The organism is Thalassotalea fusca (assembly GCF_053485835.1).
Window position 1 is genome coordinate 21,144 of sequence record NZ_JBQRUN010000014.1, and the last position, 24,669, is coordinate 45,812.

At 41.7% G+C, this 24,669-nt stretch carries 23 protein-coding genes; 18 read left to right on the forward strand and 5 right to left on the reverse strand.

What is annotated here, in order from left to right; translation table 11 throughout:
• Positions 1 to 121 precede the first annotated feature (121 nt).
• Positions 122 to 1,510, reverse strand: coding sequence for a diguanylate cyclase (locus tag ACSLUK_RS15240; protein WP_448549533.1), 1,389 nt, complete (start codon positions 1,508 to 1,510; stop codon positions 122 to 124).
• Positions 1,511 to 1,604: 94 nt separating this feature from the next.
• Positions 1,605 to 2,450 (reverse strand): LysR family transcriptional regulator, encoded by an 846-nt coding sequence (locus ACSLUK_RS15245; RefSeq protein WP_448549534.1) that lies wholly within the window; start codon positions 2,448 to 2,450, stop codon positions 1,605 to 1,607.
• Between the two features lie 155 nt (positions 2,451 to 2,605).
• On the opposite strand from ACSLUK_RS15245, the gene rimK reads away from it, so the two are divergent.
• From rimK to ACSLUK_RS15315, 14 genes are all read left to right on the forward strand, one after another.
• The gene (gene rimK / locus ACSLUK_RS15250) at positions 2,606 to 3,511 is read left to right on the forward strand and encodes a 30S ribosomal protein S6--L-glutamate ligase (protein WP_448549535.1); all 906 of its coding nucleotides are present in this window, start codon (positions 2,606 to 2,608) and stop codon (positions 3,509 to 3,511) included.
• 4 nt (positions 3,512 to 3,515) lie between these two features.
• Entirely contained in the window at positions 3,516 to 4,547 is a 1,032-nt protein-coding gene (locus tag ACSLUK_RS15255; protein ID WP_448549536.1) for a succinylglutamate desuccinylase/aspartoacylase family protein, read from the forward strand.
• Positions 4,548 to 4,570: 23 nt separating this feature from the next.
• The gene (locus ACSLUK_RS15260) at positions 4,571 to 5,005 is read left to right on the forward strand and encodes an ATP-dependent zinc protease family protein (protein WP_448549537.1); all 435 of its coding nucleotides are present in this window, start codon (positions 4,571 to 4,573) and stop codon (positions 5,003 to 5,005) included.
• A 21-nt stretch (positions 5,006 to 5,026) separates the two neighbouring features.
• A complete protein-coding gene (locus ACSLUK_RS15265; protein WP_448549538.1) occupies positions 5,027 to 5,941 on the forward strand; it encodes a mechanosensitive ion channel family protein in 915 nt (304 codons plus the stop codon).
• Positions 5,942 to 6,048: 107 nt separating this feature from the next.
• Positions 6,049 to 6,990, forward strand: a complete 942-nt coding sequence (locus ACSLUK_RS15270; RefSeq protein ID WP_448549539.1) for a hypothetical protein — start codon at positions 6,049 to 6,051, stop codon at positions 6,988 to 6,990.
• A gap of 290 nt (positions 6,991 to 7,280) precedes the next feature.
• The gene (locus ACSLUK_RS15275; RefSeq protein ID WP_448549540.1) at positions 7,281 to 8,108 is read left to right on the forward strand and encodes a DUF2306 domain-containing protein; all 828 of its coding nucleotides are present in this window, start codon (positions 7,281 to 7,283) and stop codon (positions 8,106 to 8,108) included.
• 19 nt (positions 8,109 to 8,127) lie between these two features.
• A complete protein-coding gene (locus tag ACSLUK_RS15280; RefSeq protein WP_448549541.1) occupies positions 8,128 to 9,372 on the forward strand; it encodes an efflux RND transporter periplasmic adaptor subunit in 1,245 nt (414 codons plus the stop codon).
• A 46-nt stretch (positions 9,373 to 9,418) separates the two neighbouring features.
• Positions 9,419 to 11,830 carry an ABC transporter permease gene (locus tag ACSLUK_RS15285; protein ID WP_448549542.1) on the forward strand — a complete coding sequence of 804 codons (2,412 nt, stop codon included), beginning with the start codon at positions 9,419 to 9,421 and terminating at the stop codon, positions 11,828 to 11,830.
• Positions 11,831 to 11,874: 44 nt separating this feature from the next.
• Positions 11,875 to 12,552, forward strand: a complete 678-nt coding sequence (locus ACSLUK_RS15290; RefSeq protein ID WP_448549543.1) for an ABC transporter ATP-binding protein — start codon at positions 11,875 to 11,877, stop codon at positions 12,550 to 12,552.
• Between the two features lie 189 nt (positions 12,553 to 12,741).
• Positions 12,742 to 13,698, forward strand: a complete 957-nt coding sequence (locus ACSLUK_RS15295; RefSeq protein WP_448549544.1) for a GlxA family transcriptional regulator — start codon at positions 12,742 to 12,744, stop codon at positions 13,696 to 13,698.
• Between the two features lie 10 nt (positions 13,699 to 13,708).
• Positions 13,709 to 14,662, forward strand: a complete 954-nt coding sequence (locus tag ACSLUK_RS15300) for a M61 family metallopeptidase (RefSeq protein ID WP_448549545.1) — start codon at positions 13,709 to 13,711, stop codon at positions 14,660 to 14,662.
• A gap of 265 nt (positions 14,663 to 14,927) precedes the next feature.
• Positions 14,928 to 15,596, forward strand: coding sequence for an ABC transporter ATP-binding protein (locus tag ACSLUK_RS15305; RefSeq protein WP_448549546.1), 669 nt, complete (start codon positions 14,928 to 14,930; stop codon positions 15,594 to 15,596).
• Positions 15,597 to 15,600: 4 nt separating this feature from the next.
• A complete protein-coding gene (locus tag ACSLUK_RS15310) occupies positions 15,601 to 18,042 on the forward strand; it encodes an ABC transporter permease (protein ID WP_448549547.1) in 2,442 nt (813 codons plus the stop codon).
• Entirely contained in the window at positions 18,039 to 19,148 is a 1,110-nt protein-coding gene (locus ACSLUK_RS15315; RefSeq protein WP_448549548.1) for a lipocalin-like domain-containing protein, read from the forward strand. The genes ACSLUK_RS15310 and ACSLUK_RS15315 overlap by 4 nt, the downstream gene beginning before the upstream one ends.
• Positions 19,149 to 19,161: 13 nt before the next feature.
• On the opposite strand, the gene ACSLUK_RS15320 is transcribed toward ACSLUK_RS15315, so the two are convergent.
• The 3 genes from ACSLUK_RS15320 to ACSLUK_RS15330 form a co-directional block, all read right to left on the reverse strand.
• The gene (locus ACSLUK_RS15320; RefSeq protein ID WP_448549549.1) at positions 19,162 to 19,563 is read right to left on the reverse strand and encodes a VOC family protein; all 402 of its coding nucleotides are present in this window, start codon (positions 19,561 to 19,563) and stop codon (positions 19,162 to 19,164) included.
• A gap of 12 nt (positions 19,564 to 19,575) precedes the next feature.
• Positions 19,576 to 19,800 carry a thioredoxin family protein gene (locus ACSLUK_RS15325; protein WP_448549550.1) on the reverse strand — a complete coding sequence of 75 codons (225 nt, stop codon included), beginning with the start codon at positions 19,798 to 19,800 and terminating at the stop codon, positions 19,576 to 19,578.
• Positions 19,801 to 19,879: 79 nt separating this feature from the next.
• Complete coding sequence (locus ACSLUK_RS15330; RefSeq protein ID WP_448549551.1) at positions 19,880 to 20,092, reverse strand: acetyltransferase; 213 nt, start codon at positions 20,090 to 20,092, stop codon at positions 19,880 to 19,882.
• 166 nt (positions 20,093 to 20,258) lie between these two features.
• On the opposite strand from ACSLUK_RS15330, the gene ACSLUK_RS15335 reads away from it, so the two are divergent.
• From ACSLUK_RS15335 to ACSLUK_RS15350, 4 genes are all read left to right on the forward strand, one after another.
• Positions 20,259 to 21,320, forward strand: coding sequence for a cysteine synthase A (locus ACSLUK_RS15335; protein WP_448549552.1), 1,062 nt, complete (start codon positions 20,259 to 20,261; stop codon positions 21,318 to 21,320).
• 57 nt (positions 21,321 to 21,377) lie between these two features.
• Positions 21,378 to 21,716: a BamB-related PQQ repeat family beta-propellar protein gene (locus ACSLUK_RS15340; RefSeq protein ID WP_448549553.1), complete on the forward strand. Its 339-nt coding sequence runs from the start codon at positions 21,378 to 21,380 to the stop codon at positions 21,714 to 21,716.
• Positions 21,717 to 22,247: 531 nt separating this feature from the next.
• A complete protein-coding gene (gene dusA, locus ACSLUK_RS15345) occupies positions 22,248 to 23,222 on the forward strand; it encodes a tRNA dihydrouridine(20/20a) synthase DusA (RefSeq protein WP_448549554.1) in 975 nt (324 codons plus the stop codon).
• A 550-nt stretch (positions 23,223 to 23,772) separates the two neighbouring features.
• Positions 23,773 to 24,615 carry a sulfurtransferase gene (locus ACSLUK_RS15350; protein ID WP_448549555.1) on the forward strand — a complete coding sequence of 281 codons (843 nt, stop codon included), beginning with the start codon at positions 23,773 to 23,775 and terminating at the stop codon, positions 24,613 to 24,615.
• Positions 24,616 to 24,669 lie beyond the last annotated feature (54 nt).

Genomic DNA, 24,669 nt, shown 5'->3' on the forward strand with positions numbered 1-24,669 from the left:
AGTGTATTTGTTGTGAATTAAGCCAAGGAAGTGGTTGACTACCTTTTTGCTATGTTAAGTGGTATGTGTATGTATTTACATGTGCTTCTCGATTCAACTTCCGTGCTTCATGTTAGAATACTCACTCGGACGCTACAATGTATTGATCTTTTCCTTTGTTTTTGGCGTCATACATTGCTTGGTCAGCAAGTTTTATTTGTTGCTCTAAATCTGCCTTTGCATGTGGCTGGCAAATGGATATCCCTAAGCTAACAGTGACTTTAATCAATGGCATATCGGATTGTTCAATGCGAATGTCTCTTATTTTACTCAGCAGCCTTTTGGCAAAAGTATGAGCATCAGTTTCTTGATTGATGGCGATCACAAACGCAAACTCTTCCCCTCCATAGCGACAAAAAGCATCGTCTTCTCTATAGAGTTCATTCAAGCAATTTCCAATTTCTTGCAATACAACGTCACCTAAGTCATGGCCGTATGAGTCGTTGAATTCTTTGAAGTCATCAACATCGAGTAAGCCAAACGCCATGGGTTGTTTATGACGATTACATGACTTTATTAGTTTATTTGCCTGGTCAATAAAAAAGCGTCGATTGGGGATGTTAGTTAGGGGATCAAAATAAGCAATTTTTTCAAGTTGTGCTTTGGCAAGCTGCAATTCAAGTGTCCGTTTTTCAACACGTTCTTCTAAGCTTTGCTTCAAGGCGCGTAAATCTTGATTGCGTTTCTCTAGTTGCTCGAGGTGAAATTTCAGCTCTGTTACATCCCGCTCTATGGCAGCAAAGTGCGTGACCTCGCCGTATTTATTTTTTAGTGGAATGATATTCATATCAATCCAATAAGGACGACCATTTATATCGTAATTCAAAATAGTTTCACTGACGGGGTAGCGTTTTTCTAGCGCCGATTGAATGCGAGCCTTTGATTCATTGTCAGTTAATGCGCCTTGTAATATTCTTGGTGTTTCCCCTATAACTTCTTTTGGTGAATAGCCCGTCAAATCAACAAAGGATTGATTAACATAAACTATTTTTGGCCCTGTCGGGTAATCGATATCTTCTGCTTCAGTGACGATCACAATATCTTGCGTGTTTTCAACGATATCTTGAAATGAGAAGAGTTTCTTACTATCTGAAATGTCATTGAAGGTGACAACGATGAAGCTGTTATCTTTGCTGGGCGTCCCTTCATAGTAGGCATTAATCATAAACCAGCTGATCTCTTCCCGACTACTATCGATTACGCCCAACACCTCGTTATTCAGTCGTTGGCGAGATTTGATAACTTTATTAACAGGAAATTCTTCCGTAGGCATTTTTTTGCCAGATTCATCGACGAAACACCACAGTGGATCAAATGCATCGGTTCCTATAATTTGATCATAAGTTAACCGCAGTAATCGCAACGCTGTGGGATTAGCGTAAACGATAGAAGTATCCCACCGATGAATGACCACACCGATATGCGCATGTTCTAACAGTCGTTTTAGGCTGAGTTCACTAATATCTGTCATGAAGCATAATTATAGTTAACAGTAGACTACTTAAGCCTAGAACAACACCGAAACTATTGGTAGTTAAGGGCTTTATTTTCACATAATTAAGAGATTAGTTCGTTCGGGGAAATAATTGTAGCGCCTGCTCAATAATTTCTACTTTTTGGCTTTTTTCTAGGTATATGGCATGTACGTCTCGAGTATATACCGGTGCATCCTCAATAATAAATAATCGACCAGCCTGAGTATGCTCAAATGTCATTTGTCGTGGTAAATAAGCACTTCCTCCCGCGCCTAAAATAAAATTAAGTGCGATTCTCGGCTGGCTCATCACGTGTTTAGCTGGAGGGGCATCTTGGAACTCTCTGGTCAAGTGCGCGTTTACTGCTTCCCCATAGTCAACCATGATAAAGCTGTCTTGGCGAAATGCCTCGTAAGCGCTTACTCGTTCGGTAGACACTAAATGAAGGGGGATGGTCGCTGTTTTTACTGTAACTAGATTTTCAACTAATGGTGGTTCAAAAAGAAAAGCCAAATCTACGATGCGGTTTAACACACTTTTTCTTAGCTCCACGGTGCTATAGGTATTGGTTAACAAACTTACGTCATCGAGGTTGCGGTGTGTTTTTTGTAACCAATCAAGCAATACTGTATCCCAGATCGACATCATTGAACCAATAACCAACTGAAGTGATTCATTCCGCGCGATACCTACATCTTGCTTAGTCTTTTGCCATACGAAAATCATTTCATTCGCGTGTTTGATGAGTCGATGCCCTTCGGCTGTAAGCTTAAGATGCTTTTGACTTCGGTCGAATAAGAGTACGCCTAACTCATCTTCTAATAGTTTAATGCGTGCACTCACCGCGGATTGCGTGATGAACAGGTTTTCTGCCGCAATGCGAAAATGCAATGTGCTACAGACTTCCAAAAAGGTTTTTAACAGCTCGATTTTCACGTTAAGCCTTATTTTTACTGACTAATCAAAATTTTTGATTAAACAATACAAAATATAGCGTTTTATTGTCCAGAGTTTTATGTCTACACTTCAGTAATATTATATGGTTATTTATTGAGCAACTTACTTTTTAGCAAGTAAACGGAAAACAAATTATGAAAATCGCTATTCTGTCTCGAAATGCAAACTTATATTCAACGCGCCGCCTTAAAGAAGCGGGCGAAGCGAAAGGTCACGAAGTTGACATTATTGACACTTTACATTGTTACATGGACATTACCAGTAGTCGTCCAACCGTTCGTTATCACGGCCAACAATTACCAAAATACGATGCAATCATTCCACGCATTGGTGCTTCAGTAACGTTTTATGGTACTGCAGTAGCGCGTCAATTCGAAATGATGGGAACATTTAATGTTAACGAATCGGTGGCAATTAGCCGTTCACGTGACAAGCTTCGTTCATTGCAATTGCTATCTCGTAAAGGTGTTGGTTTACCAAGAACTGGTTTTGCCAGCAAACCTGATAACATCAAAGATTTGATCAAAAATGTTGGTGGTGCGCCTGTTGTTATCAAACTATTAGAAGGTACACAAGGTATTGGTGTCGTATTGGCCGACACTGCGAAAGCGGCTGAAGCAATCATTGAGGCCTTTATGGGGTTACGCGCTAATATTTTAGTACAAGAGTTCGTTAAAGAAGCTGGCGGTGCAGATATTCGTTGTCTAGTGATTGGCGGTAAAGTTGTGGCAGCAATGAAGCGACAGGGCGCTGAAGGTGAGTTTCGTTCAAACCTACACCGTGGTGGCTCTGCTGAAGTCGTCAGATTAACAAAAGCAGAACGTGAAACAGCGATTAATGCCGCGAAAGTGATGGGGCTCAATTTCTGTGGGGTTGATTTATTGCAATCGCAAAATGGCCCGATGGTTATGGAAGTTAATTCTTCACCAGGCCTAGAGGGAATTGAAACGGCAACGGGTAAAGATGTTGCTGGTATGGTGTTTGATTTCATAGAAAAAAACGCCAAAAATAATAAAAACAAAACGCGTGGTCAGGGTTAATTAAATGATGGATAACTTAGTCATTGGTGATTTTGAAATAAAGCCGGGTGAAAAACGTAAGATTGAATTGCCGGTAGCCAAGTTATATACCGATGCAAACGTTTCATTACCTGTGCATATTATTCGCAGTAAGAAGCCTGGCCCGATTATTTTTATTAGTGCTGCAGTACATGGTGATGAACTTAATGGCATTGAAATAATACGGCGACTTATTAGCCAGAAGACCTTTAGAATTATCCGCGGCACGGTAATCGCTGTGCCGATGGTCAATGTTTATGGTGTGGTAAACCAAAGTCGTTATATGCCAGATAGACGAGATTTAAATCGTTGCTTTCCCGGATCAGCCAAAGGTTCTTTGGCGGGAAGAGTTGCTCACATTTTCTTAAATGAAATTGTGAAGCACTGTGACTATGGCATTGATTTACATACTGGTGCGATTCATCGCTCTAATTTACCTCAGATTCGGGCAGATTTGTCGGATGAAGAAACGAAAACTCTAGCGCAAGTATTTGGCGTGCCAGTAGTGTTAAACTCCAATGTTCTTGATGGTTCTTTGCGCCAAGCAGCCGTAGAACACGGTACGAAAGTGTTGTTATATGAAGCAGGTGAAGCATTGCGTTTTGACGAGTTTTCGATTCGTGCCGGCATGAAAGGCATTCTTAATGTGCTCCATCATTTGGAAATGATGCGTAAACTGCCGGCCAAGAGACGAAAAGTGATAGAGCCATTTATTGCAAACAGTAGTGGTTGGCAGCGCGCAAATGCAAGCGGTATTGTTCATAATCATGTCCATTTGGGTGATCAAATTAAAAAAGGTGATGTACTTGCTGAAATAGGTAGCCCATATGGAGAAGTGATTGATATGGTGAAAGCCAACCGTTCAGGCATACTTATTGGAAAGCAAAACATACCGTTGGTGCAGGAAGGTGAAGCAATGTTCCATATTGCTAACTTTACTGAAGATGATGAAGAAATAGTGGAACAGATTGAAACTGTTCAGGAATTGTTATTACCGGATAACTTGATTGGTCAATAATCATATTAGCGTAGGAACTTATTGTGTCAGATAAAGCAAACAAAAAAATTATCGGGCGATTAGAAACGATTAACTTGCCTGAATTGGCAATCGAAAATCTGCAAGTACGAGTAGACACAGGGGCAAAAACGTCATCTTTACACGTTGACAATATTAAACGCCTCAAAAAAGGCGGTAAACCGCATGTGGCATTTGATATACATCCTGATGTACATGATGTTGCATGTGTTGTTGCCTGTGTCGCACCTATTTGTGACATTAGAAGTATCAAATCTTCTAATGGTGTTTCTGAGCAGCGGTATGTGATCAAAACAGAAGCTGTTCTTGGTGCAGATAAATGGCCAATCGAAATTACCTTAACGGATAGATCTGACATGAATTACCTCATGTTATTCGGCAGAGAAGCGATAGGTGAAAGATTTTTGGTGGATCCGTCGCAGGTATTTGTAAGTTCTTAGTAGTTAATTAAGGAGCCTAAATTGATTGCTGATTTGAAAAGTGCAATTGATTCGATTGCACAGCTCTTGAGCTTTACCGTTTTTACAGTGTCAGACCAACCAATAACGCTCGGGGGGATCTTGTTGATCCCCTTGTTGTTGGCCCTTGGTTTCTGGTTGATTAATGTACTGGCAAGAGCGCTTTCGCGAAAATTAGTCGAAAAAAACTTTGATCCGAATATTGTGCACCTATTGAAGCGCTTAGTTTATGTTTTAGGGATTATTGTACTAACGATCACCGTTCTCGATGTATTGAATGTGCCAATAACGGCGTTTGCATTTTTATCTGGCGCGATTGCTATTGGTTTTGGTTTTGGTGCACAAAACATTATTAACAACTTTATAAGTGGTTGGATATTAATGTGGGAAAAGCCAATTCGCATTGGAGACTTCTTAGAAGTAGAAGAAGCGAAAGGGACGGTAGAGCAAATCAATACACGTTCCACCCGTATTCGGCGTGTGGATGGCGTGCATATGCTTATCCCTAACAGTAAATTGCTTGAAAACACTGTAGTTAACTGGACGCTAGTTGATCGTATGATGCGGACAACGGTGCGTGTGGGAGTGGCGTATGGTTCGCCCGTTCGATTGGTCGCTGACTTAATAGGACAGGCAACAGACGAGCACAGCAGTGTATTGAAAGAGCCTAAACCGGTTGTTACATTTGAAGACTTTGGTGACAATGCTCTGATATTTGATGTGTATTTTTGGATGAATTCACCAGTAGAAGGCGGTTTGAGAATTACGCGTAGTGATATTCGTTTTCGCATTACCGAACTATTTGAAGAGAACGGCATTGTCATCGCGTATCCACAACGTGATGTTCATCTAGATGGGACAATAACGCTGAAGCGTCCAGCTAAAACAATTGTGCATACTAATGATGAACAAGCATAGCATGTGAAGGCTTCTGTCGGAGTGTGATTGTCGATATACTCTTACCAAGCAGTAGATAATGCCTATTTGACTTAGAAATAGGCCATGTTATTGATTGGAAGCTAATTTTGAAGATTGATCGTGACAAGTTAAACACACTCTTACGAAGTGGATTACATCCAACAATTAATACCCGCAAGAAGTTAGCCGCAGAAATGGGTCTTGACCCAACCTCTATAACGCGTTGGTTTGCTGTGCGTGATCGGCTCGGCAATCCTCGTTTTCCTGTTATTCCTGATCGTCATGTTGCTCGAATCTTGGAGATCTTTAACGCACAGCCACAGTGGTTGAGTTTAGATAATGACGCATTTCGACAGCAATGTTTTGAGAGCGCTGTTGAATTGACTAAGAATGCCGAGCTAAGTGAACAGGAAAAAGCGCTTAGGTTGAAGCGAATTGAACAACGACGGCTGGATATTGATGATTATCTGTTAGATGAGCGTAATTGGCTCAGTTGGAAATTTGGATTGTTGGTGTTGCTTGGTGTAGGGATAGTTTTTACCATTATTTATGCTCAAAGCACAGATTCAATAGGGGATGCGAGTCAAGATGCCATTACACCTTGGACTGCAACTAAGCATTATCATTCGTCAGCGTATGATTTGATCGAAGAAGAAAAGTGTTGGCAAGGTTTTTCGGATACCATCGGGGATTACGATGAACCCGATCCTGCCGACCCATGTCATTACGCGAAGTTGATGAATCGTGCACTTGTTCAATTACAGGCCGAAAATAGCAAAGTTTCATCTACTGCAATGAATGATTATGAAAGCTTAAATGCGCAGCATGATTATCTGCTCTTTTTATCTGAAAAGCTTGATCAGCGTCGACTAAAACAACAAATCGTTTTAAATCTTGAGCTCAGTAAAAGTGAAATTCGTCGAAACAATTTAAACGAAGCAAAGAAATACCTGAAGCTAGCGTTCAACGCCAAAAATCAACTTAAACATTTATCACCGATTTTGGCGCAAGAACTTGCTGATCTTTCAACAGCGCTCGCTGATAAATAATTTGTACCTCAATTCCCCTTTTTAGAGAGGGTTGTACATTTATTGTGCTAAATTGGCACAGAATTGGCCTTTTTCGACCCTTTTTTGCTCATTTGGGTAGTCGTTTGCTTGGTTTTTGGTTATGCCGATTTGTCTGTTAATCCAAAAATTGACACACATTGGGCCTTTGAGCCGTGACAAAATTCCTCTAAATTTCTCAGCATTAACTACACAAATTAACTACGCAAATTAACTACAGGGTTACGTTCTACCAGCCCCAGTAGTGAAAATTATTGATGGGAGAAATAACGATGGATACCATTCAAGTTCAACAAATAGCAAATAAGCCTCGCAGTGCACTTTCTTGGTTAAAATTAAGTGGTGCTGTTTGGCTAACGGTGGCCATTTTAGGTCAAGGGTTGTTTGCCTTTTATATCTTAATGTTTTATGGCGGTCATGCTTTGGAGGCCAATTGGCAGGCATGGTCAAACCGGATGATTCATGGGATTATTGAAGGGGATTACCTGCTAAATGCAGCAGTGTTCATTCATATTTTGCTTGCTTTTACGATATCGGGGTTGGGGCCGTTGCAGTTTGTGCCGCAAATTCGCACAAAATTTCCGATGTTTCACCGCATCAATGGACGCTTTTATCTGACATCGGGTGTCATCATAAGTGTCTCTGCTATTTATATGATATGGAGTCGAGAAGCGATAGTTGGGGGGCTACCCGGACAAATCGGCACGTCGCTGGACGGTATTCTTGTCATCATTTTCGCTTTTATTACGGTACGTTTTGCCATGGCAAGAAAAATCAAACAGCACAGTCGTTGGGCGCTGCGGTTTTTCATTGTGGTTAGCGGTGTCTGGTTCTATCGCATTATTCGTGGCTTCTGGATAATTGCCAATAATGGCACGTCTCCCGGTACCAATGCTAATCTGACGGGGCCGTTTGATATCACGCTAAACTTTGCTGGTTATTTAGTGCCTCTGCTTATCTTAGAAGTTTACTTTTACCTGCAAGACCACAATAAACCAGTGGCTAGAAAGATTTTCTCCATCGTACTATGTTTGCTAACACTCGTTACGGCAATTGGTATTTACGGTGCTGCCAAAATCCTATGGTTACCCAACCTATAGTCAAAGACAGGTAGGTAACATGCAAATTCCTGATAAGAACACCTCAAATAGCCGTCTAAAAGTGGCGGTATTGGTGCTGATTCTCGCTTGTGCGCTGATATGGGGTAAGCATTGGCTAGGTACATTGTCGCAAATCACAGAAGTCTCTAAAGATGAGTTGGTGATAGCAGTAGTGGAAAGAGGGGATTTAGTGATAGAAATAAGGGCACCTGGGACAATTGTGCCAATAGCATCAAACTTTATTGCTGCCACTTCCAATGGCCGAGTAAAAGAAGTAGGTCTCGAAGTTGGTGAATCTGTTGAAGTCGGTAGCGTGATTATGGTGCTTGAAAACCCTGAGATCTTACAAAAGGTTGAAGAAGCCAAATTGGAGGTTGAGGTGTTAGAGTCGGCCTATCAGGCTTTAAAACAAGGTTGGGAGCAAAGGCTGCTTAAGCAACGCATAGTCGTTGCAGATTTCAAAGCGCATTATGAAATGATTAAACTGCGCAGGGAAGCTAATGCTCAGCTGGTTTCAACAGGGGCAGTATCTAACATCGATTTTCAGGAATCCAAACTGCGAGAGCAGCAATTATTACTTCAGCACCAATTAGAACTTGAGCTCTTGGCGAGCTTGCCGAAATTAGAACAAGCTGAACTTAACGCTGCGCAAGCCAGAACAACCAAGGAAAAACGGCATTTAGTGTTGCAAGAAAAGTTGGCCAGTGAACTCGTCGTGCGAGCAAGAACGCGTGGGGTTATTCAAGAAGTCACGCTAGACGCTGGTGAACCTGTTAAGGTAGGCACGGTTCTAGCTCGCATTGCCGAACAAAGTAAACTAAAAGCACAATTACGTGTGCAGGAAAGTCAGGCTAAAGACGTTATTATAGGGCAATCCGTTGTGCTGTCAGCGGGCAGGCAAAGTGCGCATGGTGAAGTGAAGCGTATTCACCCAACAGTTAAAGAAGGTGTAGTCATTGTCGATGTGCACTTCACGGAAGCATTGTTGATAGGTGCCAGACCTGATTTGCGAATCGATGGCACAATACGACTTTCAAAAGTCGCTAATGTCCTAAAACTCAAGCGTCCAGTTTTCACGCAGGAGAATTCATCAGGTAGTCTATTTGTGCTGAACGAAAATAATGTAGCGCACAGGCGGCAGGTAGTGTTCGGTCGTAGTTCGGTTGAGTCAATTGAGATACGTTCTACCTTGCAAGAAGGAGAGCAAGTGATAGTTTCATCAATGAATAAGTACAATGATGTTGAACAAGTATTTGTGCGATAGCTGCGTTTTGTTGCAAAATTTACAAAAGTTTAAGGAATACTAAGCAATGCAAACCTTGATTGAAGATATTCAGTTTGCCATAAGAAGTTTTATGAAAACGCGTGCTGTGAGTTCGTTAATCGTGGTCACGCTTGCGTTAGGCATTGGTGCAAATGCCGCAATATTTAGCATGGTTCATAATGTGCTTTTTGCGCCATTGCCGTTCGGTGATGGAGAGCAGCTAGTCAAAGTTGAAACGAACAACCCCAAAATAAATCGCTTTGATATTGACGTTTCGGTTCCCACCGCGATGGATTATATCCAGCAAAATCGCACTTTCGATCATATCGTTGAATACCACCAGATGCCTTTCACACTTCTAGGACACGGCGATCCTGCCAATGTTGAAGCGGGTGTTGTCAGTTGGGATTTCTTTGAAATGTTGTCGGTACGTCCAATCTTAGGCAGAACTTTTCTTCCCGGCGAGGATGAACCTGGAGCCAAGCCTCTTATTGTATTGTCTCACCAGTTTTGGCGGGAGAAATTTGGCAGTGACCCCAATGTGGTGGGTAAGAACCTACAAATGAACAATGCGGTGCATCAGGTGATTGGGGTATTGCCGCCTCTACCTGCATACCCTTTTCTTAATGATATCTGGATAGGTTCTTCATCGTGCCCAGGACGCGGTAGTGATCGTTTTATTGGCCAACGTTCCAGACCGATTTCTGAACTGTTTGGTAAGGTTAAATCAGGTATAAGTTTGCAAGCTGCAAGTACTGACATTAATACAATTTCAAACAACCTATCTGCTGCTCATCCAGACGATTACCCATCTAGTCAGGGGCTAAGCAATACCATTACCCCGATGCGGGTTGACATGACTGGAGAAGCAGGGCCCACATTTTATTTACTCATGGGAATTACACTGTTGGTATTACTCATTGCGTGTGCGAATGTCGCTAACTTGAATCTTGCCCGTACCGCAGCGCGTAAGCAAGAGTTGGCAATACGTGAAGCACTAGGTGCAGACCCACGAAGAATAGCGCGTCAGGTATTAACTGAAAGTGTTGTGTTGTCATTAACAGGTGGTATTTTGGGATTATTCATCGCTTATTTTAGTGTGGGTATTTTAGGGGATTTTGCAGCGCTTTATACGCCATTGGCGAGTGAAGTGAAGATTAATAATGCGGTATTAATATTCTGTTTAATCGTGTCATTGCTCACTGGCATCGTAAGTGGTACAACAGCCGCATTCCAAAAAAGAAATATCAATGAAGACCTTAAGGAAGGGAGTGGCAATATAACGGTTAGTGCTGATGGTAAGCGCATACAACAGGCGTTGTTGGTGGTTCAGTATAGTCTGTCTTTTATCATCTTAACGAGTGCCATGTTAATCAGTCTCAGCTTTTATAACCTTCAACAGCAAGACGTTGGGTTTGATGCGACGAATGTCGTTGCTGTGGACCTGTCATCGAGTGCGAGTGTACGCAATGATTTTGCACAAGAAGTTGCACGCAAGCTTGAAGCACTGCCTGAAATAGACCATGTAGGGTTTTCCTCTGAAGTGCCTTTAATTAAAGGTCGAGACAAGAGACGATTCTTCCAAATTGAAGGCGGACCATTAATTCATCCCGACGAACGCCCCGAAGCTATTCAAAACGAGGTGTCAGCGAATTTTCATCAGGTTATGAATATTCCACTAATGGAAGGACGGTTTTTACTTGATTCGGATGATAAGCACAGCCCTGGAACTGTGGTGGTTAATCAAGTGTTTGCTCGTGAATTCTTTCCAGACACAAGTCCTATCGGGCAGCGGATATCGTTTGATTTAGGCAAGACATGGTCAACTATAAGGGGGGTTGTAGGCGACATTCGCGAAGTAGGTGTTAACTTACCTCCTATACCAACAGTTTTTGCGCCTTGGATTGAACGGTGGCGCTATGACTTGCAGCTGCTAGTGAGCAGTGACGCGCCTATGTCGACTTTGATGCCAACAATTAAAGATGCCGTGATGAGTGTAAATCCCGAACAGGCAATCGAGAGTTTTTCTACCTATGAGTACATCAAAGAAGCGTCACTTGCCTCAACAAAACTGGTGGGGGTGTTAGTCTCGCTATTCGCCACATTAGCATTTTTAATAACGTTGAGTGGTGTTGTTGGGGTTGTTGCTTATAACGTTACTCAACGCAGGAAGGAAATAGGTATTCGCGTCGCCTTAGGTGCTAATCCTGACGATATTCGCAAGTTGTTTATTATACAAGGGCTAACCTTGTGTGGCTTAGGGTTAATCGCTGGCGTGCTCATTATGGTGTTGATAGCGCCAACGTTATCGAATGTGTTGTTTGATGTTGCGCCAGTCAATTTACCTATTTACCTCGTGATGGCGCTAATCGTTTCTATTGTTGCTGTCTTCGCCATGCTATGGCCAGTTAAGCAAGCAACCAATGTTCAGCCTAATCAAGCATTGCGCGAACAGTAACACGTATTTGGCTTTGTGAAATGGCAAAGTCATAAGGAATTATTATGAATCAAGAACCATTAATTAGACTGACATCGTTAACGAAGAATTTTACCACGGATGCGGGCGTCAATAGTGCGATTAAAGATATCAATTTAACGATTGATGCGGGTGAGTATGTGAGTATTGCAGGGCCGTCAGGATGCGGAAAATCAACACTTTTGTCTATTTTGGGGTTACTGGATACAGCGACTAACGGGCAATACTTACTTAATGGCCATCAGGTGCAAAATCTTGATGTGTATCAACGCGCAGCGATTCGCAATAAAGAAATTGGTTTTATCTTTCAAGCGTTTAACTTAATCGGAGATTTATCGATTTTGGAAAATGTGGCCTTGCCACTATCCTATCGAAAGATGAAAAAGAAGGAACGCTTCGAAATTGCAATGAACGCGCTGGAAAAGGTGAACATGGCTGATCGCGCTAAATTTTATCCAGCACAATTGTCAGGCGGACAACAACAGCGAGTAGCGGTCGCTCGGAGTTTAGTGGTTGATCCTTCTATTCTACTTGCAGACGAACCTACGGGGAATCTGGATTCCTCAAATGGTGGCGCAATTATGGATTTATTAGATGAATTGCACGATGAAGGACGCACCATTTGCATGGTGACTCATGACGATAGGTTCGCCAAACGAAGCCGCCGTGTAATTGAACTGGATGATGGTTTACTTAGGAGCTAAGTTGTCGTTGGCCATATTTGACCTTGCACTCGAGAATAAGGTTTTGAGAACATCTGACAGACCGCAACGAGCGAAAAGTAGACATTCGTAACAACATGCCTTATGTCAGTTTTAGAGGTATAAATGTCATACCTGCCAATTCTATAAGTGTGTATTATTACTTCATTATGTGACTATTAATGAATTTTTATGCCTAAAACAATTTGTTTATTAGCTTACGAAGGTATGGAACTGCTTGATTTTTCAGGCCCTCAATCCGCATTCTATGAAGCGATTCAAGTTCAAAGTGAAAGCTATGAATTACAAGTAGTAGGTTTTAGCAAAAACGTAATTAAGTGTGAAGCTGGTCTCCAAATTATTCCATCAAAACTAATTGATGAGATAGATGAGTGCCATACATTCGTTATACCCGGAGGTAAGGGAGCACGTAGCTCACATATCAAACCTAACCAACTAGCAAGCCTTAGCTCTTTAATGACCAAATCAGAGCGTGTTGTGTCAATTTGTACAGGAGTTTATTTAACAGCTAAAGCTGGATTACCAACCAATACAAATGTCGCAACGCATTGGGCATTTGTTGATGATCTAAAAAAGCAATACCCATCACTCAACGTAGACCGAGAAAAGCTCTTTGTTCAGGATGGAAAATACTGGTCTTCCGCAGGGGTTACATCAGGTATTGATTTAACATTACGTCTCATTGAAGTCGATCATGGCACTGCTTTGGCACACCATACAGCTAAGCACTTGGTTGTTTATTCAAAACGGTCAGGAGGCCAAAAACAATTCTCCAATGTTTTAGATATTCAAAAACCACGGTCTGATCGCATAGAACTCATCATGAACTGGATTAAAGAACATATTGATGAAGTTATTACCGTTAAGCGTCTATCCGAATTAGTCCATTTAAGTGAAAGGCAATGCCATCGACTTTTTTTAAAAGAAACTGAAATGACACCTGCACAATATGTTGAAAAGTATCGAATGCAAATAGCTAGCGAGTTACTAGCAACGACAGGTAGGGAAATCAAATCTATTGCACTTGTCGTTGGTTTTGAAACCTATAATGGTTTTTCACGGGCATTTGAAAGAAGCTTTTCAGTAACGCCAACAGCATATCGAAAAGCATTTTTATTAAAAAACTAAGGACTCAGCGGTGAAAAATACGTTTTTAAAAATAGGGTTATATTGCTTGTTATTAATACCTTCCTTAAAAGCTCACAGCAACGAAACACATAAACAAGTAGTTCTAGAAAATATTACAATTAACTACTACTTCAAAGATTTAAAATCACTTGATAAGGAAGCTGAAATAAACAAATTGATCAACCAAGCGTTTAATTCATACACAAAATTATTTCATGGTTTGCCAAGGGATAAGTCTGGTAATACCTATGCTGAAATTTCACTGCATATTAAACATGGAAAATATTTAGGGGGCGAAGCTGATCCCAAATATATTGATATTACTTGGAATGATAAAAAGCAATTTGGTTTTGCGACTTGGCAAACAATCTTACTGCACGAACTATTTCATTTATGGAGTGCTGAGTCGTTTAGGTACCAAAGTGGCAAAGAGCATTGGTTTAATGAAGGGTTCACAGAATATTACACCTATAAAACTGCGGTACAACTAGGGCTAATCTCTTCTAATGACGCCCTTGCCATTGCAACAAAAGCTATAGGATTTTATTCCGCCTCTAAAGGCTTAGGAACTATATCTATGAGGGATGCAGGAGCCTCAAACAAGACTAAATTCAACAATTATTTCTTGGTGTATCATGGAGGCTGGGTAGTAGCATTAATCCTCGATAATGATATTAGGAAAAGAACGAATGGTGAAAAAAGCCTTGATGATCTTATGCTCTGGATGCATAGCAATTACCACAGGGATAAAGTGCTATATAGATTAGAAGACTTAAATAAAGGCTTAAAAGAAATAACAAATTTCAATTATATCGCCTTTTTTAGCTCTTACGTTAACGGTAAAGCAACAATTCCAATCTCAGATTATTTTCCACTGAGTGATGCGTTCTGGGCATGGGAGTTTAAAAAAACTAACCGTGAGGAATACATCACGCTATACAAAACCTTAGGAATTAAATATTGAGCTATAACCGTCCGCTTATGGCACATTTGCGACTGTCGGATTTGATTGAATCCCATTTATAGAATCGGACAGAGTAAGTAGAAACTTATTCACTATGTGTGTTTAACTAAATACTGCTATATAGCCATTTATGTGCGTTAGTCCAATAGAAATACGTAGTTACATAGTTTCATGAATTCAGATATTTACAATTTTGTTTCAGTTCACTATGGTACGGCTCAAATTAATACAGTTTCAACATTCACAATACGTGTAAGGGATTATATTGCCGCTATCAATAAACGCTTTATCTCATGAAATCGTAGACGGTGACACACGTAGATCGTTGTTTGCCAACTTATCCTTAAGTGTTGCTACCGGTGAGTCGGTGGCTTTGATGGGAGACAGTGGTAGCGGAAAAACCACGTTACTTAATTTAATTGCTGGCCTTGAGCCGATTCAATCGGGCGATATCGTGGTAGCAGAACATTCCCTCGCTCAGGCCAAAGAACAAGTGTTGAGTGATTTGCGTAAACGCTATATCAGCATCATATTTCAGCAGTTTAATTTGTTATCTAATATCTCTGTAAGAGACAATATTGAGTTTAGTGCACGATTAGCTGGAAAATTCGATACAGCGCTTTGCCAATCATTAGTCAATGAGTTAGGCATTGCGTCTTTGCTCGATAAATTCCCATCAGTACTTTCTGGCGGAGAAATGCAACGCGTTGCAATTGCCAGAGCGCTCAATGCACAACCTAAATTACTCTTAGCTGACGAGCCTACGGGTAATCTCGATCATGACAATAGCGAACATGTGGTTGAGCAATTAGTACGATTAGCCAAGGTTAATCAAACGGCCTTACTCATGGTGACACATAGCCGTGAAGTGGCAGCGCGTATGGACAAAATCTATCATTTGGTTGATGGCAATTTAACGCTAGTTAAAGGTTGATTGTATGCGTCAGTCGTTACAACATAGGCGTGAAACAAGGACAACTGATGCTAGTGGCTTAATGGGAGAGTTTTGGCTAATTCTTAAGATTCATTGGGCGGAATATCGTCGTAAACCATTACTCAATTTAGGGTTTGTTTTGAGTTTGGCTATCGCGACTACTACGTTGCTCAGTATTCTAATATTGAATCACGCGAGCCAACAGCAATATCAGCAGGCCAATCAGCGATTACAGTCACCCATCGCTTTTTATATTGTCCCTAAAGCTGGAAGTTACATTTCTACGCAAGATTATGCAGAACTTAGTGCACTAGGTTTTCATCGGTTTACGCCGATGCAAGTATTTCGACGCACACTGAACAATGGCGAATCAATTGTGTTCAGAGCAATGGATATTCTTCCATTCGCCTTGATAAGCCCTGATCGATTATCGCCATCTCAACTTAACATACACAGAGAATACGCCGAGTCACTTGGTGTTCACGCCAATAATGTGTTGACACTTGATAGTGCTCAGGCAATGAATGTTAATGTAATTGATTTGCCACAATGGCCAAATTCAGTGCTCATTGATATTGCGCTAGCATGGGAATTATTTCCCGATATTCAAGGGTTCAGTCATCTTGCGGCAGCACCTATGGATGATGATGAGCTTGAACGGTTGGCAGAAGCGCTTCCTATGCATTTGCTGATACAGGAAACTTGGTCGTTAGAAGAAAGAGCAGGATTTGCAGATGCGCTGCATTTGAATTTAGCCGCTCTCGCGGTATTAGGGTTTATCGTCAGTGTTTTCATAGCGTTTCAAGCGGCTAATCAAGCGTGGCAAAAGCGCGGTGAACTCGCTGGACAATTGCGGTTGGTAGGCGTAAACCTAAGCATAATTCGTCGGGTAATGTGGTGCGAGGCGATTGGTTTAACCTCTATTGCGATGCTCATTGGTATGATGGTAGCCGCAGTACTTGTTGCGTTATTGCTACCGGTGCTTGGATTAACTTTGAATCAGATTTATCACTTAAACGTGAGCGGGCATTTTCAGTGGCAATGGCATTATTCCGTGTGGGCGTTCTTGATATCAGCAGTGGCAACCAGCCTAGCCTTGATGAAGCAATTCCGTTTAATAAGTACACGTCATGTTGCGTTGTTTGCGCGTAAACAACCTGAGTCATTCAACTTGAAGCACACGGCGATAACTGCTGCAATCCTCATGCTTGGCTGCATTGCATGGCCCAGTGATAGCTGGTATCAGATAATGGTTAAGTATGGTTTATTGTTATTGGCGAGTGTTGCGCTGCTTCCTAATGTTTTGTGCTACATGCTGAAAGGGTTAGGATTTTTGGTGCGCGGGTTTAGGCTAGGATTCGTGTTTAAAGACGCAAGCGGACAAGTCGCTCGACGCTTTTTGCCCGTATCGGCATTCTATTTGGCACTAACCGCGAGTATTTCTGCAGCTTTGATGATAAATAGCTTTGAATCGTCATTTACGACTTACTTAAACCAGTTGCTGAACTCTGATATGTTTGTGCGCTACAACAGTGAGCAAAAAGCGCGAGTTACCGAGTGGGTGACAGGACGTGATGAGATTGACGAATATGTGCTATTTCAAAGGTCAGTCGCGCGAATAGATGAACACACCGTTGAACTTCATGGACTAACTTCTGAGCGTCAACACGCAAGCCTGTTGCTTAAGCAACCAGTGCCATCATATGATCGACAGTTAACTAACATTCACGACGCTTGTTATATCAATGAACAGTTGGCTTATGGTGAACATATAGGCTTACGCCAGCAGGTGGCGTTTTCTCAAGGAGGGCTATCTTTTGCCTGTACAGTCATTGGGGTTTATCACGACTATGGCAACCAATCCTATGGAATTAAATTAGCCATTGAACCAGCAGAAGAGCTGCCAATCAATTGGCAAGAAATTGGTTACGGTCTGTTTTTCAAAGCTGGTAGCCAGCTGAACAAACAAAAAGTCATTGAAGCGCTCGCGCTAGATGATGATCAAGTATTTGAACCGGAGGAAATTAAACAAAGAGCACTTGATGTGTTTGCTCAGACGTTTGTTTTAACACAAGCGATTGCGTTTGTATTGCTCGCCATTGCTTGTTTTGGCCTGTTTCTCTCAGCTAATAGTTTGGAACTCGCGCGAAAGCCCGACTTACATATCTTAAGTAGCTTAGGTTACAGTCGGGGGGAATTGTTTATGCATATGATTTTCCAATGGCTATTATTGGCAGGTGGGGCTGTATTAATGAGTTGGCCCGTGGCAATGCTGTTAGCTGATGTGTTAGTTGGTCAAGTTTTACCTGTTTCATTTGGCTGGTCGATGCCTTTGACACTCGATATCGTACCATTCTTCTTCAGTAGCATGATTGGATTACTTTTACTCATTCCCGCATTAAGCATTCCATTGTATCGTCTTAACCTAAGAGCGAGTTTGTCATGATGAGTCGTTTATTCGGCAAATACATAGTTGTGCTTTTAATTTTTGTGGCTGTTATTGCCTGTGAGAATAAACAAAACGACACCGTTAACCACAATCCAATAAAAGAATTGGCTAATAATTCAGGTGATTACCAACGCCCTTCAAAAAGTAACATTATCCTTTTTCCTGCTGCACATGCGCCCAAAAAATCGTATCGTCAGGAGTGGTGGTATTTAACGGCTAATTTGGTCACTGAGAAAGGCGAGCAGCTTGGTGCTCAGTGGACGCTATTTCGCCGCGCGGTTGGCGACAAGCATTGGTATTTTGCACACGCCGCATTAGGTGATAGCGCTGAACATAAATCGGCTTATCGAGATGGCAGAGAGGAGCTCGGCAACGTTTCGATTCAGCTTTCACCATTTCGAGCGACCATCGATGACTGGCAATGGCATTCCAGCAGTGATTTCTTACCAGCGACGTTGAGTTTTGGTAGTGGCCAATTGGCAGCTGCTAAGGAAGGGGAGATTGTAGAGAGCAATGCCGAACAAGGTTGGCGAGTAAACCTACAGCTAAGCGCTGAGCCATATTTTTTCCTTCAAGGAGCGCAAGGCTTTAGCCAGAAGCACCATACATTGGATATTTCGAGCCACTATTACTCACAACCCTTTATTAAAGTGTCTGGACAAGTTTATTGGCAAGGCGGTTGGCAACGTGTTACCGGTGATGCTTGGCTCGACAGAGAGTGGGGTAGTCAGTTGTTAGCTGAAGATCAGCAAGGGTGGGACTGGTTTTCGCTGCGCCTAGATGCCAATACGGCGTTGATGGTCTATCGAATTCGTTCAATAACGCAAGACTACCTGTATGGCAGCATAATGCGCCGTGACGGCACAATTAGTGTGTTGAATGAAAACGATATTCGCGTAACAAGAGTGAAAGACTCCACGAGTAAAGCGGGTTACCCACAGGCATTTCGTATAGTGTTAGTTGAACAAGGCGTCGATATTGATGTTAACGTCGTAAATAATCAGCAAGTGATGCGCTTTGGGATTGAGTATTTCGAGGGGGTTGTTAATTTCTCTGGTAGCCATCAAGGCTCAGGTTTTTTGGAAATGACTGGCTATCAGTAGTCAAACAGCAAATTTAAATAGTGTCACCTAATGGTTGGCCATAGCTGAACTCTATTCGATTGCCGTCTGGGTCGATAACACCACAATAATATCCTACAGGAAACGGTTCTTGACGAGGTGGCCAAAGCAAAATGCCTTCTTGCTTTGCCCGCGCAGCAATTTCATCTACGGCAGCTTTAGACGGAAGGGCAAACCCCAAGTGAGAAAAGTCGTTTTCTGCTTGTTGATGTCCCGGCCCTCCCGGGATCAAGACAAATATAAAGGCGTTCTCATGCCCAGGCTCTGCTAACCACAGTACGTGCTTGCCGTGTGATTCCCTATCGCGCACAACCTCTAATCCAACATAGCGTTGAAAAAAATCAACGCAGGCTGTGACATTTTTCACATGCAATGCGACATGTGTTAAATGTGCCATAGTCAAGCCTGTTTATCCGTGAAAGTAGGCTTTCAGTTCGCTAGGGCTTGGTTGATGCCTAAATACCAGCTTATTATCAACAAAAATATTCGGGGAATGCCGAATGTGGTAATCGCTCACTAATTCGGGATTATCTTCAATATATTCAACATGGTAGTCAATACCAATGCTTTTCAATTCGCACTCTAAATTGGGTAAACAAAAATCTGTTTTCGTTACAAGTAGTTGAACATCCATCGTTACACTCCACGTTTGAAATTCAAATAAATGATACAGTGCGTGTTGAACTAAATTCGTACTTTCAAGTTAAACACGTCTAGTCACGTTTGCGATAGTTGGGATCGGTCCAACACCTTGGCAAAGCTTCGCCGGATAGAAATACTAAGTCGTCTTTGCAAAAGGTTTCAGGATCTTGTTCTTCTTCACCTGCCTGATAGCGCCCTTTGACTGTATCGCTATATAAATTGGTCAATGCTGTCATATCAGACACTTTGACCATATCGCCATTTCTACGATTTTTTAAAAACATCGCGGGCTCCTACATAGGTTGGTAGTCATGTTATTTAGTATAGCGCTATCCTCAAAAAATGAGTTTTGTGGCAACTTAAGTAGATGACATTATTGTCACTGTACGTTGACATGTTTTTTGTTGGCGCTAGGCTAGAACTATCAGTCACGAAGAAAATGGAAGTTTAATGGTCAACCGAATTCCGCCGGACGTATGTTCTAATGTTACGGAACTTATTGGCAATACCGATTTAGTACGACTTAACAGCTTATCGCAGCTAACCGGTTGTAACATACTGCTCAAATGTGAGCAGCAAAATCCGGGCGGCTCAATTAAGGATCGTGCTGCATTGCAAATGGTAAAAGATGCAATTGACAGTGGTAAACTCAAAGCAGGAATGACCATAGTAGAAGGCACAGCAGGTAATACCGGAATTGGTCTAGCATTGGTTGCTAAAGCACTCGGTTTCAATATGCGCGTTGTAATGCCAAAAGGGCAAGCTACTGAAAAAGAAAGGTTGATTAAATTACACGGCGCAACGCTCACACTGGTTGATCCTTGCCCATTTGCCAATGAACAACATTTTTATCATACCGCTAAACGTTTAGGTGAAGAGCACGATGATTACTGGTGGGCAGATCAATTTGAAAACCTGAGTAACTTTAGGGCACATTACCTAAATACTGGGCCTGAAATTTGGCAACAAACACAGGGCAATATTGATGCGTTGGTATCTGTAGTTGGTACTGGTGGCACTATCGCAGGAAACTCTCGCTATTTAGCAGAACAAAACCCCAATTTGGAAACTTGGCTAGTCGATCCCGATGGCTCTGGAATTTATGCTTATCTCAAAGAAGGTAAACACCGCAGTGAGGGTAGTTCATTTACCGAGGGTATTGGTATCATGCGAGTTGTGGAAAATTTTAGGCAGGCCAATATTCACAAAGCGATTACCTTACCTGATCAGGATCTCGTCACCATTTCACGTATAGTGAGTGAGCAAGATGGCATTTTGTTAGGTAGCAGTTCGGCGCTAAACGTTGCAGGCGCTTTGTATGCGGCAGCCAAAATGGGGAAAGGAAAAACCATTGTCACTTTTTGTTGTGATTTGGCCGAGCGTTCGTATAGTAAACTCTATAATGAGGATTTCTTAACGGATAAAGGCATTGTGTTAAATCAAGAACCGTTAAATGCTATGTATCAACGATACCAACAAGCACCAATCAGTGATGTTGTAGTTGTTAAATAATGCGTAAATGAATGATAAGCTGAGTATTCATAATAATAAGTTAGTGAGAATTGAATCATGGAAAAATTATTTCTAGGCATTAATAACCATGTCATGTGTTTAAGCAAAAGCACGGGTGAAGAGATTTGGCGAGCTAAATTGAGAAGCTCCAGCATCACTAATGTTTATTTTGAGGACGACAAAGTTTTCGCGTACTCCGGTGGACATTTATTTTGTCTACGGGCGAAAGATGGGGAAATTGTTTGGGAAAACCCATTGAAAGGAATGGGCTACGGTACCTGTATTATCGCCAGTGAGCAGCAAAATACGTCAGTCATTACGAGTCAACTCGCGGCTCAACAAGCAGCGGCTTATAGTGGTGTAGCAGTTACTGCTACGGCAGCTTCAAGCAGTTAACACCAAGAGACAAGCCGCATTTTTAAAATGAATAAGTAAAAAGTGCCTATGTGGAAACTAGTCCACTAGTGCGGCTTTTCTCTTTGTGTTAGTAGGCTTAACCGCCTTTCCAGATTATGTGACTTTGGATAGTGTAGTCATATAAGTCAACTGTAGTTAACTTATAATTCTTTCTTTCAATTACCTTTGCTAAAAGGAAATCATAGTTAACTTTTGTGGTTGAGTTGCGATGACAGTGATGGTGATTGGGCACTCAGGCATTTGTCGCCTTAATTTAACGATGTAGCGGCAATGACTATAATCGTTATTTATTGCATGGCAAACTTAATCAAACCAAACTGTTTGTTCGCCTCTGCAGCGTTTTTTGATAATATACTGCGTCATGAAATATATCCTGTGACTTTTAATGCATTAATCACAACATGAAGTGATTAATGACATAAACACATCAGGAATCACCTATTTATATTCAAAGGTAATAATTTTGCACAAAGAAGGGTCGAGCTCTTATACATTAAGAGGTATTGCGTAGTGGCTTCGAGTAATTTTGATCATAAACTCTCCGTGGCACCGATGTTGGATTGGACTGACAAACATTGTCGCTACTTTTATCGCGTTATGAGTGCTAACACCGTTTTGTATACCGAAATGGTGACCACGGGTGCTATTTTATTTGGCAAAGGTGACTACCTTTCGTATAACACACAAGAGCATCCGCTAGTGTTACAGCTAGGCGGTAGCGATGTTGATGCTATGACGAAATGCGCTCAAATTGCTGAAGATCGTGGCTATGATGAAATTAATATCAATGTGGGTTGTCCATCGGATCGCGTACAAAATGGGCGCTTTGGTGCGTGTTTGATGGCTGAACCTGAGTTGGTAGCAAGATGCGTTGATAGCATGCAAAATCAAGTCAAGATTCCCGTCACCGTTAAATCACGCATTGGCATTGATGATCAAGACAGCTATGAGTTCTTGCATCAGTTCATTAACACTGTATCTCAGGCGGGATGCGAACATTTTATCGTGCACGCGCGCAAAGCTTGGTTAAGTGGCTTGAGCCCGAAACAAAACCGTGAAGTGCCGCCGTTAGATTACCAACGCGTGTATCAAATTAAAAAAGATTTCCCGTCGTTAGAAATTTCTATTAACGGCGGAATCACCACTTATGAGCAAACATTGGAGCACTTGCAACACATTGATGGTGTGATGATTGGCCGCGAAATTTATCAAAACCCCTATATGCTGGCTGAAGCTGATCAGCGCATATGGGGGCAAGATAAAGTGACCTTAACCAGAGAAGAAATTATAGAAGCCATGTGTCCTTACATTGACCAAGTAGTTGCGTCCGGTGGTCGCGTTTGGCATGTAGTAAGGCATATGCTCGGATTGTGCAATGGCTTGCCAGGGGCTAAACAATTTAGACGTTACTTAAGCGAAAATGCTGGCAGAGAAGGGGCGTCTAGCGATGTCTTAAGGGAGGCATTCGCCAAAGTAAATGCCTAGCAGGCTCATGGACTAGCAACGGCAAATTACCTCGTTGTGTACCGATTTCGGGATTAGGCTTCTCGAAATCGGGATTTTCTCTTTTTTGAAATAAAAGCTTATAGAATAAAAGTTGGTGAAAATTGCTAATTTTTTACTAACTTTACTAAGTGTCTATTAGTGTTCCTACCTTGCAACTTACCAAGAGAAATGTTTTAAAATTAAATTTCCTTTTGTATCAATGTTTTATAAAAAAGTGTGTTAGATGGCACAACCTTTGTAACAGTTTGTGCGTCTTTACTTATAAATCACGATGTAAAAAGGAAACACCTGATGTTTAGTTTACCGATATTAACTCTCGTTATGACATTGCCCGCGATAGGCATGTTGGCACTTTCGATGATTGTGGGCTTATTCGAAAAGTCTAACAAAGATAAACTTTCGTGTTAATCGAGCTGACAATAGTGTCACATACGCCTTTATCTCCTACCTGCTGAATTTACCACTTTATTTCTTAGCCGTCTGATTGTTATAGTCTTTAACCTTATTTGACTTTCTAGCGACAACTTAGATGAGCCACAAACAATCTCTACTAATTTCATGCGATGAATTGAAAAAGCAGCTAAATGAAGATGCTCTGGTGCTCTTGGATGCCAGTATTAATCCCGTAGCAGGTTTTACCGCATCGAATAAACGTTGGCCAGATTACGTAATACCTGGCGCGTTACGTTTTGATATTGATGAAGAGTTTTCTGATAAATCATCTGCTGTTCCCCATACCATGCCGTCCATTGCGCAATTTGAACAGCATATTAGAAAGTTAGGGATTACTGAGCAAAGTAAAGTTGTGGTATACGACAGCTATGGGACATTTTCTGCGCCACGTGCATGGTGGATGTTAAAGTCGATAGGACTCAACAATGTCTATGTCCTCGATGGGGGATTGCCTGCTTGGTTGCTAGCTGGCGGTGAAACAGCAACTGCTGAAATTCAGACAAGAAAAGAAAGCCAATTCAATGCAATTCCTCAAGCCAACTCTTTTGCTGACAAATCATATGTATTAAGTAGCACGGCAAAGAATGATGTTGCCATTTTGGATGCCAGATCAAGTGATCGATTTCATGCTAGGGTACCAGAGCCGCGCGAGGGGCTAAGGTCGGGTCATATTCCAAGCTCACATAGCGTGCCTTATAGCAATCTATTAGACAGTTCTGGGAAAATGAAACCGCAAGCGCAATTGGAGCAAATCCTCAAACCATTGATTCAGGATAAATCAGAAGTCATTACTACTTGTGGCTCTGGTGTTACCGCTTGTGTCATCTCGCTGGCGTTATCTGTTATCGGCTGTAATTCTACTGTTTATGACGGTTCATGGAGCGAGTGGGGAGCAGATAATACATTACCTATAGAATAAATTTTATGTGGCTGACGAGCTGCAGTCAGCCACTTACTGTTGTTTAACTAACTT